This window comes from Burkholderia sp. 9777_1386 (assembly GCF_015712265.1).
GTDB classification, from domain to species: Bacteria; Pseudomonadota; Gammaproteobacteria; order Burkholderiales; family Burkholderiaceae; genus Burkholderia; species Burkholderia cenocepacia.
On record NZ_JACCQB010000068.1, the window covers coordinates 1 to 12,887 of the forward strand.

General features: G+C 66.9%; 12 protein-coding genes. 2 read left to right on the forward strand and 10 right to left on the reverse strand.

Annotated features, from left to right (window positions below; translation table 11 throughout):
* The 9 genes from H0X91_RS31040 to hpnI form a co-directional block, all read right to left on the reverse strand.
* The coding region (locus H0X91_RS31040; protein ID WP_077182372.1) for a GlxA family transcriptional regulator at positions 1–1,011 on the reverse strand (1,011 nt) is incomplete at its 3' end.
* Positions 1,012–1,033: 22 nt separating this feature from the next.
* Positions 1,034–1,834, reverse strand: coding sequence for an ABC transporter ATP-binding protein (locus H0X91_RS31045; RefSeq protein WP_006488736.1), 801 nt, complete (start codon positions 1,832–1,834; stop codon positions 1,034–1,036).
* A 20-nt stretch (positions 1,835–1,854) separates the two neighbouring features.
* Positions 1,855–2,568, reverse strand: coding sequence for an ABC transporter permease (locus H0X91_RS31050; RefSeq protein ID WP_006476443.1), 714 nt, complete (start codon positions 2,566–2,568; stop codon positions 1,855–1,857).
* Complete coding sequence (locus H0X91_RS31055) at positions 2,565–3,254, reverse strand: ABC transporter permease (protein ID WP_006488734.1); 690 nt, start codon at positions 3,252–3,254, stop codon at positions 2,565–2,567. Before H0X91_RS31055 ends, H0X91_RS31050 begins: the two co-directional genes overlap by 4 nt.
* A 367-nt stretch (positions 3,255–3,621) precedes the next feature.
* Complete coding sequence (locus H0X91_RS31060; RefSeq protein WP_058901277.1) at positions 3,622–4,176, reverse strand: hypothetical protein; 555 nt, start codon at positions 4,174–4,176, stop codon at positions 3,622–3,624.
* Positions 4,177–4,264: 88 nt separating this feature from the next.
* Complete coding sequence (locus H0X91_RS31065; protein WP_060265221.1) at positions 4,265–5,314, reverse strand: lysylphosphatidylglycerol synthase domain-containing protein; 1,050 nt, start codon at positions 5,312–5,314, stop codon at positions 4,265–4,267.
* Complete coding sequence (gene hpnK / locus H0X91_RS31070; RefSeq protein ID WP_006493052.1) at positions 5,311–6,195, reverse strand: hopanoid biosynthesis-associated protein HpnK; 885 nt, start codon at positions 6,193–6,195, stop codon at positions 5,311–5,313. Before hpnK ends, H0X91_RS31065 begins: the two co-directional genes overlap by 4 nt.
* Before the next feature lie 3 nt (positions 6,196–6,198).
* Positions 6,199–7,641, reverse strand: a complete 1,443-nt coding sequence (gene hpnJ, locus H0X91_RS31075) for a hopanoid biosynthesis associated radical SAM protein HpnJ (RefSeq protein WP_369718636.1) — start codon at positions 7,639–7,641, stop codon at positions 6,199–6,201.
* A 134-nt stretch (positions 7,642–7,775) separates the two neighbouring features.
* Positions 7,776–8,951 carry a bacteriohopanetetrol glucosamine biosynthesis glycosyltransferase HpnI gene (gene hpnI, locus H0X91_RS31080; protein ID WP_048989486.1) on the reverse strand — a complete coding sequence of 392 codons (1,176 nt, stop codon included), beginning with the start codon at positions 8,949–8,951 and terminating at the stop codon, positions 7,776–7,778.
* A 638-nt stretch (positions 8,952–9,589) separates the two neighbouring features.
* Here hpnI and H0X91_RS31085 point away from each other — a divergent pair.
* On the forward strand, positions 9,590–10,588 hold the full coding sequence (locus H0X91_RS31085) for an LLM class flavin-dependent oxidoreductase (RefSeq protein WP_006492947.1): 999 nt from the start codon (positions 9,590–9,592) through the stop codon (positions 10,586–10,588).
* A gap of 36 nt (positions 10,589–10,624) precedes the next feature.
* Here H0X91_RS31085 and H0X91_RS31090 read toward each other — a convergent pair whose 3' ends face one another.
* A complete protein-coding gene (locus H0X91_RS31090; protein WP_034200815.1) occupies positions 10,625–11,686 on the reverse strand; it encodes an alpha/beta fold hydrolase in 1,062 nt (353 codons plus the stop codon).
* A 184-nt stretch (positions 11,687–11,870) separates the two neighbouring features.
* Between H0X91_RS31090 and pdxY the strand changes: the two genes are divergently transcribed.
* Positions 11,871–12,731: a pyridoxal kinase PdxY gene (gene pdxY / locus H0X91_RS31095; RefSeq protein WP_006484315.1), complete on the forward strand. Its 861-nt coding sequence runs from the start codon at positions 11,871–11,873 to the stop codon at positions 12,729–12,731.
* Positions 12,732–12,887: the final 156 nt, after the last annotated feature.

Consider the following 12,887-nt stretch of genomic DNA (forward strand, 5'->3'; position numbering starts at 1 on the left):
ACCCCGAGGTTCACTGCCCCCGCCCGTCTGCTTCTCGAGCCAGGCTCGCCGATCCTCCCGAGGCGTAACCCCAAACCTCTCCCGATAAGCATTAGAAAAATGCGCAGCAGAAGAAAACCCGCAAGCAAGACTAACCTGAACTACTGACTTGCTGGTCCTCTGCAACTGGGTCCTTGCCTTGAGCAACCGAAGATTGAGGTAATACTTGGAGGGCATCGCCCCGAGATACTGTCGAAAGAGCCGCTCCAACTGCCGCCGCGACACGCCGACCAACCCGGCGATCTCATCGGTAGTAAGCGGATCCTCGACATTGGCTTCCATCAAAAGCAACGCGTCATTCAACCGAGGATGCCGCTCCCCCGGAGCAGTAACAAAGGGAATCCGCTGCCGCTCCTCGCCGCTGCGCAGCGTGCCGACCCCGAGCGCATCGGCAATCCGCTCCGCGAGATCCGCCCCATGTTCCCGGCCAATCATGGCCAGCATGAAATCGACGGTCGCCTGCCCGCCGGCGCAGGTCGCCCGATCGCGATCGATCTCGAAGATCTGCTGCGTGACGATCGACCGCTCGAACTGCTCGGCGAACTGCTGATACGTCTCCCAGTTCACGCTCACGCGATACCCGGAAAGCTGCCCCGCCATCGCGAGCCACCACACGCCGTGATGAATGCCGGTCACGACCGGCGTGCGCTGCCCGACCCGCGCGAGACTCGCGAGAAACAGCCGGTAATCGGCGAACTGCTGAAACCGCTCGGACACGACGATCAACCAGTCGCACGCGATCGCGTCGTTGAACGCCGCATCGGCATGCCACTGAGCACCACCCGCGAGCGGCACCGGCCGCCCGTCCCACGAACACACCTGCCAGCGGTACAGAAGCCGCCCGTCGATCTCGTTCGCGAGATTCAGCGCATCGACGATCGGCCCCACGCCCGACATCGACACGGGCGGCAATGCAACGATCGCCACCTGCGTCGTGCGGGTGGCGCCTGCGGGACGAGACACCGGTACCACGGCTGAAACCTGCCCTGTCGCGTTACTTGAGACTGCCCGACAGGAATTGCTTGAGCCGCTCGCTCTGCGGCCGCACCAGCACTTCCTTCGGATCGCCCTCTTCCTCGGTCCGCCCCTGATGCAGGAACATCACGTGGTTCGACACGTTGCGCGCGAAACCCATCTCATGCGTGACGACGATCATCGTGCGCCCTTCCTCGGCCAGCTTCTGCATGACCTTCAGCACTTCGCCGACGAGCTCCGGATCGAGCGCGGACGTCGGTTCGTCGAACAGCATCACGTCCGGATGCATCGCCAGCGCCCGCGCGATCGCCACGCGCTGCTGCTGGCCGCCCGACAGATGCGACGGATACTGCTTCTCGACGCGCGGCGGCAGGCCGACCTTCTCCAGGTACTCGCGCGCACGCTCCTCGGCTTCCTTCTTCGAAATGCCGAGCACGTGCACGGGCGCCTCCATCACGTTCTCGAGCACGTTCATGTGCGCCCACAGGTTGAAGTGCTGGAACACCATCGCGAGCTTCGTGCGGATGCGCTGCAACTGCTTGTGATCGGCGACCTCGAGCGCACCGGCGCGGTCGGTCTTGGTACGCACGGCCTCGCCGTCGACGACGATCTGCCCCGCATTCGGCCGTTCGAGAAAATTGATGCAGCGCAGGAACGTACTCTTGCCCGAGCCGCTCGCGCCGATGATGCTGATGACGTCACCGGCCTTCGCATTCAGCGACACGCCCTTGAGCACCTCGTTGTCGCCATAGCGCTTGTGGATATCGACCGCGGCAAGCTTGACGGAAGCGGACGCGCTCGTTTGAGTGATCTCGGCCAACTGGCTCTCCTCGAAGTAATTCAATGACGGGCGGCCGCGAGATACGCGAGCCAGTGGCGCTCCGCGCGGCGAAACGCCGCGACGAGTGCGAACGATACCGCAAGATAGATCAGCGCGGCGATTCCGAACGACTGGAACGCCATGTAGGTCGCGGAATTGGCATCGCGCGCGACCTTCAGGATGTCCGGCACGGTCGCCGTGAACGCGACGGTGGTCGCGTGCAGCATCAGGATCACCTCGTTGCTGTACAGCGGCAGCGCGCGGCGCAGCGCCGACGGCAGGATCACACGGCGGTACATCGTGAACGGCGACATTCCGTACGCGCGCGCCGCCTCGACCTCGCCGTGCGGAATCGCGCGGATCGCCCCGGCGAAGATCTCGGTGGTGTACGCGCAGGTGTTCAGCGCGAACGCGAGGATCGCGCAGTTGAAACCGCTGCGGAAAAACGCGTCGAGCAGCGAGTGCGAGCGCACGAACTCGAGGCTGTACATGCCCGTGTACATCAGCAGCAACTGCACGTAGAGCGGCGTGCCGCGGAACACGTACGTGTAGAAGCGCACGGGCATCGACACCCACTTGTTCCTCGACACGCGCGCGACCGCGAGCGGCACCGCGCACACGAAGCCGAGCGAAATCGACGCGACGAGCAGCCACAGCGTCACCGCGAGGCCGGAGAGGCGCTGGCCGTCCCAGAAAAGGAACGCCTTGCCGAATTCCTGGAGGATCTCGATCATAGTTCTGCGTGCCGCACGCCCATGGAATAACGCTTCTCGAGCTGGATCAGCACGAGGTTGGAGACGGTCGTGATCGCAAGATAGATCAGCGCCGCGACGAGGATGAAGAAGAACATGTTGAACGTGCTCTTGCCGGCGTCCTGCGCGGCCTTCACGACGTCCGCGAGGCCGATGATCGACACCAGCGCGGTGGCCTTCACGAGCACCTGCCAGTTGTTGCCGATGCCCGGCAGCGCGAAGCGCATCATCTGCGGAAACATGATCCGCGCGAACACGCGCGCGCCGCTCATCCCGTAAGCCGCGCCGGCTTCGAGCTGGCCGCGCGGCACCGACAGGAACGCGCCGCGAAACGTCTCGGTGAAGTACGCGCCGTAGATGAAGCCGAGCGTCAGCACGCCCGCCACGAACGGATCGATGTCGATCTGGTTCCAGCCGACGAGGTCGGTGAACTGGTTCAGCCAGATCTGGATGCTGTAGAACAGCAGCAGCATCAGCACAAGATCGGGCACCGAGCGGATCAGCGTCGTATAACCGGTCGCGATCGCTCGCAGCACCCGGTTGTGCGACAGCTTCGCCACCGCGCCGATCAGCCCCAGCGCCACCGCAGTGGCGAGCGACAGCACCGACAGCTCGATGGTCTGCACGGTGCCGGCCCAGAGGACCGGACCAAAGCCGTAAAGGAACACGCGCGTCTCCAGAGTTGGAATGAATGCCGACGCGACTGCCTGTCCCGCGCCGGGTTGACGCGGATAGTCGCAAGCGAAATTGATTGCCTCAAATCACCGTATGGGCGATTGCTGCGTCGCAACAATTCATCCCACCATTTGCGCATACGACCTACGCCGCTGTTTCAAAAGGAAAAAACCCGCTCCCTGACAGTCTCATGACACGCCGGGAAGCGGGTTTTTTGCAATTTTCCGGTCGCTTTTTCGATATAGCGCCGGACGGGCCATCGGGCCGAACATGCACGTCCTGGCCCGCCACAGCCTCGGCTGGCAGACGCGCATGAACGACGCGCTGCGCGACCGGCTGAAGAAGCGCCGCGCGTGAACGTCAGCGCCCTTTCAGGATGTCGGAGCGCGACGTCGTATAAACGAGCCCGTCCGGGCCGAAATGGACGTTGAAGAACGCGTCGGTGTTGACGCCGTCCTCGAGCCAGCGCCAGCTCCAGACCGTCTCGGGCTTCAGCGGATACTGCGCGATGTCGCCGGGCTTGCCGAGCAGCCGCCGCACCTCGTCCTCGTCCATCCCCGGGCGCACTTTCGCGAAGTTCTCGGCGGTCAGCACCTGCGTCGCGCCCGTGTAGCGCCCGTTCGCATCGAGATCGACGAACCAGGTCTGGTTGCCCATCGGGCCGCGCGGATATTCGAGACGCTTCGAGCCGTCGGTGAACGTACGCTCGGTCTCGGGCTTGCCCATCGTGCCGCGCACGTCGGCCTCGGTCGATTCGCCGATCTTCAGCCCCTTCAGCAGCAGCGGCGCAGGCTTGATCGCGTTGAAGAAGTCCCTGATACGTTGCACGTCGAGATGGCCTTGGTCGTCACAACCGGTTAGCGCCAGCGCGGCGGCCAGCATCGTCACGGAAAGCAGCCGGAAACGGAAAATCATCGGAAGGGTTGCGCGTCGAGAAAACACGCGGCAAGGATACCCGCGCGACGCCAAAAGCGCGAGACGGGCCGTGTGGCCCGTCCCGGATTCAATGCGTCGTTTCGGTTTCGGTCCGGGTTTCGGTCGCCCGGTTCGCCGGCGGCGCCGTGCGCGGCCCGGCCGGCGATCCGCCCAGCCGGCGGCGCGTGCGCACCAGCTCGGCAAGCTGCCACGAGCCGAGCGCGAGGCAGCCGAACAGCACTTCGCGGCCGCGCTTGACGACCGCGAGCGACAGCGCCGTCTCGCGATCGACGCCGAACATCTGCGCGAGCAGCACGACGGTCGCTTCCTGCACGCCCAGTCCGCCCGGCACCATGAACGCCGCGTGCCGCACCGCCTGCGTCATCGCCTCGATCGCGATCGCGCCGCCGATCGACACCGGATGGCCGAGCAGCGCGAGCGCCCAGTAAATCTCGAGCGCGCCGAGCACGTAGCCGGCCAGTTGCCAGAAGAAGGCGCTGAACAGCAGGCCCGTGCGCGACATCAGCGAATCGATGTCGGCGTCGAGCCGGCGGCCGTCGACGCCCTGCAGCAGTCGGTGCGAATCGCCGAGCAGGCGGCCCGCGAAACGCTCGATCGCGTGGAAGATGCCGCCGCGCCGCATCAGCACGACGCCCAGCACCGGCAACGGCAGCGTCAGCAGCAGCGCGAGGCCGATCGTGCCGCCGCCCATGTTGTCGGTCGTCGCGAGCAGCAGCACGAGGCCGAGCGCCGCGAACGCATACTGCACCACGATCGTCACCAGCACCTCGACGATCACCGACGCGGTCACGCGGCTCGCGTCGGGCACCTGCCAGCGCGCGAGCCGGATGCCGACGATCTCGCCGCCGATCCCGACCACGGGCAGCAGCCGGTTCACGGCCTCGCGCACGGTCGCGATCCACCACAGGAACGGCAGCGAACTGCGCCGGTCGAGCAGCAGGTGCCATGCGTATGCATCGAGCAGCAGCGGCAGCGCGTGGAACGGCACGAGCCACAACAGTGCGTAGCCGGCGCGCGCGAGCATCTGCGACACGTCGCCGACGCCTTCGTGCAGCCCCAGCGCGAGCAGGATGCCGATGCCGATCGGCCAGCCGAGCCACTTGATCCACTTGCTCATGACGGCTGCGCTCCCGGTGCGCGCGACGCCTGCGCGCCGCGTCGCGCCGCCGGCCCGCCGAACACGTCGGCAAACCCGCCGGTCGCGACGCCCGCCGCCTTCAGCGCGGCCGCGACTCGCGGCGACAGCAGCGCCTCGAGCTCGTCGACCGGACGGTAATCGGCCATCGTCGGCGTGATCGGGCCGTCGCCGGCCTCGGCCGGATGACAGTAGATCTCGCCGACGCCCGCCGGCAGCTTCGCGAGCGCGTCGAGCAGCACGGCCTCGTCCATCGCGCCCGTATGCTCGATCCCGACCACGTAGTCGTTGTGCGCGAGCCCCGCGCGGTCGAGCCGCGCGCGCACCAGCGCGATCCACGGCTTGAGCAGCGCGGGCGCGCTCGTTTCGTACGGCAGCCGCACCGCGCGCAGCCCGTAGTCGCGGCCGATCTCGATGATCATCGACAGCACGGTCGGATGCAGGTGGAAATGCTTGTGCGCGTTCACGTGGTCGAGCGGCAGGCCGCTCGCCGCGAACGCGTCGAACTGCGCACGGATCTCGCGGCGCAGTTGCGCGCGCACGTGCGGCAGGAAGAAGAAGCGACAGCCGTCCTTCGCCATCGCGTCGCCGAATCGCCCGTCGCGGCCGACGAGCGCGGGAATCTCATGCGCGGGCAGCGTGGCCGGCCCGTCCGCGAGCACCAGATGCAGGCCGACCGCGAGCGACGGCAGCCGCCGCGCGCGTTCGATCGCATCCTGCGCGGCGCTCGCGCCGACCATCAGGCTGGCGGCGTTCAACACGCCGTCGCGGTGCGCACGCTCGACCGCCGCGTTGACGCGCGGGTGCAGCCCGAAGTCGTCCGCGGTGAAGATCAGCGCCCGCGCCGCCCGCTGCGTCGCCACCGATCAGGCCTCGTGTGCGCGCAGGAAACGGAAGAACTCGACGCCTTCGCGCAGGCGGCGCTTCATCATGTCCCAGCTCGTCAGCATCTCGCGCACGATTTCCCAGATCTTCGACGGACGGAAGTAGAACTGGCGATAGAACTGCTCGAGGTGGTGATAGATCTCGTCGCGCGACAGGTGCGCATAGCCGATCGCCGCGAGCTGCACGCCTTCCTTGCTCACCAGGTTGATGGTCTTGTTCTCTTCCATCCAGCCGTTTTCGACGGCCTGCTTGTAGAGCGTCGTGCCCGGATACGGCGCGGCGAGCGACACCTGGATCGTGTGCGGATTGATTTCCTTCGCGTACTCGATCGTCTTCTTGATGGTCTCCTGCGTCTCGCCCGGCAGGCCGAGGATGAAGGTGCCGTGGATCTTGATGCCGAGCTTCTTGCAGTCCGCGCTGAAGCGGCGCGCGAAATCGGTGCGCACGCCCTTCTTGATGTTCACGAGGATCTGGTCGTCGCCCGATTCGAAGCCGACCAGCAGCAGGCGCAGGCCGTTTTCCTTCATCACCTTCAGCGTCTTGTACGGCACGTTGGCCTTCGCGTTGCACGACCACGTGATACCGAGCTTGCCCAGGCCGATGGCGATGGCTTCGGCGCGCGGCAGGTCGTCGGTGAAGGTGTCGTCGTCGAACATCAGCTCCTTCACTTCCGGCATGTTGTCGCGGATCCACTTCGCTTCCGCGAGCACGTTCTCGACCGAGCGCGTGCGGTAGCGATGGCCGCTGACCGTCTGCGGCCACAGGCAGAACGTGCAGCGCGACTTGCAGCCGCGGCCCGTGTAGATCGAGACGTACGGATAGTTCAGGTAGCCGATGAAGTAGTTGTCGATCTTCAGGTCGCGCTTGTAGACGGGCGCGACGAACGGCAGTTCGTCCATGTTCTCGAGGATCGGACGCGCTTCGTTGTGCTCGATCGAGCCGTCCTTCGCGCGCCAGCTCAAGCCCTTGATCTCCGCGAACGGCTTGCCTTCGGCGAGTTCCTTGCAGGTGAAGTCGAACTCCTCGCGGCACACGAAGTCGATGGCCTCGCTCGCCGTGAGCGAGTTGTGCGGATCGACCATCACCTTCGCGCCGACCATGCCGACCAGCATCGACGGCTTCATCTTCTTGAGATCCTGCGCGAACATCGCGTCGGTCGGGAACGACGGCGTGCTCGTGTGGATGATCACGAGGTCGTAGTCGTTGGCGATCTTCAGCGTCTCCTCGACCGACAGGCCGTCGGCCGGCGCATCGACGACGCGGCTGCCCGGCACGAGCGCGGCCGGCTGCGCGAGCCAGGTCGGGTACCAGAAGGAACGGATTTCGCGCTTCGCCTGATAGCGCGAGCCGGCTCCGCCGTCGAAGCCGTCATACGAAGGGGCCTGCAAGAACAGCGTTTTCATGAATGCTCCGGTAGCCTGCATAGTTCGTTTCGTTACAACGATTCAGTCAAAAAACCGCGGGCCGCCATGCCGGCGCCCGCCTCTCTGTCATGTCGCGCCGCGCGGCTTCGCCGGGTGACGCGTCTCGGCCCGCGGGCCGGGTTCGATCGACGGCCCTAGCGGCCGTCCACTGCTTCCACGGCCGCCGCCGCGCGTTCGCCGCCGACGACCGTCATCCTGGCGCCGCGCCACACGACGTGCGTGCCGAACGCGGCCGCGAGCCACTCGAGCGCGAGCAGCGTGTCGCGCACCGCGACGAGCGGCAGGTCGCGCCAGAACGCACGCCAGCCGTCCTCGCCGCGTGCGTGCAGCACGAGCCGGCCGAATGCGCCGACCGCGGCCGCGCCGCCCGCCAGCGTGCCGGCGACACTGCCGTCGAGGCGCCATGCGAGCGCCGCGCCGATCGCGAGCCACGGCACGGTGAACGTAATGAACAGGAACGCGAAGCCGGCCGGGTTCAGCGAACGGATCGTGCGCAGCCAGCGCGTCTCGCGGTGCCACAGCGGCCCGAACGACGGTTCGATCACGTCGGTCGCGACCTCGACCTCGGACAGCACGGTGCGCCGCCCGAGGCGGCGCGGCAGCTCGGCCAGCCAGAAATCGTCGGCCAGTTCGTCCTTCAGCGCGAAGAGACCGCCGATCCGGTCGAGCGTGTCGCGCGTGAGCGCGAGCGTCGCGCCGAAGCCGAAGCGGCTCGAGCGGCCGAGGTGCGTAATCCGCACCGACGGCGCGAACCAGGCGTCGACGAACTGCGCGCCGATCCGCGTCCAGAAGCCGCCGACGCTGCGCGCATGATACAGGCACGTGACGACCCCGACCGACGCGTCCGCGAGCGGCGCCGTCACGCGCTCCAGATAGTCGGGCTTCACCGCGATGTCGCTGTCCGCGATCACGATGCGGCCGTATTTCGCACGTTCGGCGAGATTGATCAGGTTGCTGACCTTCAGGTTCTTGCCATGCACGCGCGCGTCGATCACGAGCGAGATGTCGCACGCCGGATGGTCGGCGCGCAGCCGCTCGACGACCGCGATAGCCGGATCGGCCGACGATGCGACGCCGAACAGCACCTCATAGCGAGGATGGCGCTGCTCGCAGAAAGTCGCGAGGTTTTCATACAGGTGCGGCTCCGCGCCGCACAGCGGCTTCAGCACGCTGACCGGCTCGAAGCCGTCGCGCACCGCGGTGCGCGGCGTGCGCGGCCGCGGCGCGAAGGCCGCGACGAGCGCATAGCCGGCCGCGGCCAGCGTGAAGACGATCAGGAGCCAGTCGAGCAGCGTGGCGGTGGGCGTCATGCGCAACGCCTCCCGGCGACTTCGGCGCCATGGCGAACGCTTGAGCGTGATTGAGCGTGATGCGGTATTCCGACAGCGACGAACGCGGGCACGACCCGACTCCTTGTTCCAGCAGCGTCTGTAATGGGGAAGGCACGACCCGTTGTTCGGGTGCGGCCATGCCCGGCTTCGCGTGGCGTATCCCCGCGCAGCACCCGGACGGCATGCGGGAAGACTCGAATGGCTCCATTGGCACAACATGGACAGGCGCCGGATTTTAGCAGTCCGCAGCCCCCCGCGCGCGGCGCTACGAGAAACGGACTGGTGCGATTCCGGCAAAGCTGAGCGGTCGACGAACCGGATCGGCTCGGCCACGTTCACATTAACGTAAGCACTTTGCAGGCGTATTGCAGTCTTTAAAATCAAACGTTTCGTGCAAATTTGTATGTCGATGCGGTTTCACTTCCAATCGCCGTAAAGATTGGTAATTAATCAGCGATTAGATTGATTTTTGCAACGATCGTCGCAAGCAACCCTGCACCCCTGTAAGGCGCATGGGTATCCGCGCGCGGCCAGCACGTTCCGGAACCCTTTGGCAAAATCGTTGGCGTCTGTTGCGTCAGCGCATCACCACGCCATCCCGTTTCGAAGGTCTTCCGATGACACCGTTTTCCGTACTCGATCTCGCCCCCATTCCGGCCGGCGCCGACGCCTCGCAGGCGTTCCGCAACACCGTCGATCTCGCGCAGCACGCGGAACGCTGGGGCTACCGGCGCTACTGGCTGGCCGAGCATCACAACATGCCGGGGATCGCGAGTGCGGCCACCGCCGTCGTGATCGGCCACGTCGCGGGCGCGACGCGGACGATCCGGGTCGGCTCGGGCGGCATCATGCTGCCGAACCACGCGCCGCTCGTGATCGCCGAACAGTTCGGCACGCTCGCGTCGCTGTATCCGGGGCGCATCGATCTCGGCCTGGGCCGCGCGCCCGGCACCGACCAGACCACGTCGCGCGCGCTGCGCCGCGACCTGATCGGCAGTGCGGACTCGTTTCCGGACGACGTCGCGGAGCTGCAGCGCTATTTCGCGGAGCCGGTACCCGGCCAGCGCGTGCGGGCGGTACCCGGCGCGGGGCTCGACGTCCCGGTGTGGCTGCTCGGTTCGAGCCTGTTCAGCGCGCAGCTCGCGGCGATGCTCGGGCTGCCGTTCGCGTTCGCGTCGCACTTCGCGCCGGATTATCTGATGCGGGCGCTCGAGATCTACCGCGCGCAGTACCGGCCGTCGGCCGCGTGGCCGAAGCCGCATGCGATGGTCGGCGTCAACGTGTTCGCGGCCGAGACCGACGACGAGGCGCGGCGCCTGTTCACGTCGCTGCAGCAGCAATTCATCAACCTGCGGCGCGGCACGCCGGGCAAGCTGCCGCCCCCCGTCGACGTGCTCGAGGCGAACGAGCTCGAACTCGCGACCGTCGCGCATTCGCTGTCGTTCGCGGCGGTCGGCTCGCGCGACACGGTGCGCGACAAGCTGCGCGAGCGCATCGCGCTGACGGGCGCCGACGAGCTGATCATCACCGCGCAGATCTACGATCACGCCGCGCGGCTGCGCTCGTTCGAACTGGCCGCGCAGATCCGCGACGAGCTCGCGAACGAAGCGCGCTGACGGCACGCTCGCGCGCCGCCGGCCGCCTGTCCCGCATCACTGCGGGCGCACGGCCTCCAGCCCGTCGAGCAGCGCCTTGTGGAACGCGTCCGGGTCCTGGATCTGCGGCGCGTGTCCGAGCGCCGGGAATTCGACGAGTTGCGCGCCCGGAATCGCGGCCTGCGTGCGCTTCGCGAGCTCCGGATAGCGGCCGAGCTTCGCGTGCACGTCGGGCGGCGCGACGTCCTTGCCGATCGCGGTCGTGTCCTTGTCGCCGATCATCAGCAGCGTCGGCACGCGGATCGCACCGAATTCGTAGACCACCGGCTGCGTGAGGATCATGTCGTAGATCAGCGCGGAGTTCCACGCGACCGCGTCGCGGCCGGCGCCGCGATACATGCCGGCGAGCATCTGCACCCAGCGCTCGTACGACGGCGACCACTTGCCTGCGTAGTACGTACCCTGCTCGTAGCGGCGGATACCGTCGGCCGTGGTCTTCTGTTCGCGCGCGTACCAGTAGTCGACCGACAGCGGCGGCACGCCGAGCGCCTTCCAGTCCTCGAGGCCGATCGGGTTCACGAGCACGAGCTGGTCGGTCGCTTTCGGATACATCAGCGCGTAGCGGATCGCGAGCATCCCGCCCGTCGAGTGGCCCATGATCGTCGCCGACTTCACGCCGACCGATTCGAGCAGCGCGTGCGTGTTGCGCGCGAGTTGCTGGAAGCTGTACTGGTAGCGCTCGGGCTTCGACGACTTGCAGAAGCCGATCTGGTCCGGCGCGATCACGCGATAGCCGGCGCGGCTCAGCACGCCGATCGTATCCTCCCAGGTCGCCGCGCAGAAGTTCTTGCCGTGCAGCAGCACGACGGTGCGGCCGTTCGGATGCGCGGGCTGCACGTCGAGGTACGCCATCTCGAGGGTTTCGCGCTGCGACACGAACGCGTACTCGTGCACGGGCGCCGGATACGCGAACCCTTCCAGGCGCGGGCCGTACGCGGGCCCGTCGTTGGCGGCGGGCGTCGCGGCAACGGCCGCCACGGGCAGCGCGCACGCGGCGGCGGCGCTCGCGCCGAGCACGGCGGCGCGCGCGACGGACAACATCTTGCAAATCGAAAGCATGGCGATCACGGTGATTGGAGACGCGCGCGGGCAGCCGGTTGCGGCCGGACGGTCTCGCGCCCCCGCGATTCTACGCGGTCGCGTGACGACGGCGCGCAACACTCCGAGGCCGCGCGACTTCCGCGCGTATGACGAACTCGGGTATCGTGTGACGTGACCCTGAAACGCGTGCAGGCGAATTCCCATGAAAAACGTCCTCAGCATTCAGTCGCACGTCATCTACGGCCATGCCGGCAACAGTGCGGCCGTGTTCCCGATGCAGCGTCTCGGCATCAACGTCTGGCCGCTCAATACCGTCCAGTTGTCGAATCACATGCAGTACGGCCACTGGGCCGGCAGCGCGATCGATGCCGCGAAGATGGAACAGCTCGTCGACGGCGTCGCGGCCATCGGCGCGCTCAAGCGTTGCGACGCGGTGCTGTCCGGCTTCCTCGGCTCGCCGCCGCAGGCGCGCGCGGCGGTCGAGATCGTGCGCTCGGTGAAGGCGATGAATCCGAACGCGTGGTACTTCTGCGATCCGGCGATGGGCCAGACGGGCGGCATCCGGCCCGAGCCCGGTGTCGAGGAATTCATCGTGCAGGAAATGCCCGCGCTCGCGGACGGCATGTCGCCGAACCATACCGAACTGCAGAAGCTCGCCGGCCGGCGCATCGAGACCGTCGCCGAAGCCGTCGACGCGTGCCGCGCGCTGATCCGCCGCGGCCCGCAGATCATCCTCGTCAAGCACCTGCACGACCGCAACAGTCCGGCCGACCGTTTCAACATGCTCGCCGTCACCGAAACCGAAGCGTGGATCGGCCAGCGGCCGCTGTATGCGTTTCCGCGCCATCCGGTCGGCGTCGGCGACCTGACCAGCGCGATCTTCGTCGCGTGCCGGCTGCGCGGCGATTCGGTGCGCGCCGCGTTCGAACACACGCTCGCGGCCGTGCACGCGGTCGTGAAGGCCACCTACGACGCACGCCGTTACGAACTCGAACTCGTCGCCGCGCAGGACGAGATCGCCCGCCCGAGCGAATGGTTCGGCGCGTGGGTGACCGACGCCTGACGCGCCGGCACTGCGTTGCGCTGCTCCGCCGCACCGCTTTCCTGCTTTCCTGCTTTCCCCTTTACACCACGACCGCTGGCGATGCCTATCCCGATGCCGGTTCGCTGTCCGTGCAAACGTTTCCGGACTTCACATGAATGACACCGATTCCTCGCT

What these genes read in the sequence shown, in the direction of transcription:
- H0X91_RS31050 (WP_006476443.1), bottom strand. Translation starts at nt 2,568, where the DNA reads ATGATCGAGATCCTCCAGGAATTCGGCAAGGCGTTCCTTTTCTGGGAC.
- H0X91_RS31060 (WP_058901277.1), bottom strand. Translation starts at nt 4,176, where the DNA reads ATGATTTTCCGTTTCCGGCTGCTTTCCGTGACGATGCTGGCCGCCGCG.
- H0X91_RS31065 (WP_060265221.1), bottom strand. Translation starts at nt 5,314, where the DNA reads ATGAGCAAGTGGATCAAGTGGCTCGGCTGGCCGATCGGCATCGGCATC.
- hpnJ (WP_369718636.1), bottom strand. Translation starts at nt 7,641, where the DNA reads ATGCAGGCTACCGGAGCATTCATGAAAACGCTGTTCTTGCAGGCCCCT.
- hpnI (WP_048989486.1), bottom strand. Translation starts at nt 8,951, where the DNA reads ATGACGCCCACCGCCACGCTGCTCGACTGGCTCCTGATCGTCTTCACG.
- H0X91_RS31085 (WP_006492947.1), top strand. Translation starts at nt 9,590, where the DNA reads ATGACACCGTTTTCCGTACTCGATCTCGCCCCCATTCCGGCCGGCGCC.
- H0X91_RS31090 (WP_034200815.1), bottom strand. Translation starts at nt 11,686, where the DNA reads ATGCTTTCGATTTGCAAGATGTTGTCCGTCGCGCGCGCCGCCGTGCTC.
- pdxY (WP_006484315.1), top strand. Translation starts at nt 11,871, where the DNA reads ATGAAAAACGTCCTCAGCATTCAGTCGCACGTCATCTACGGCCATGCC.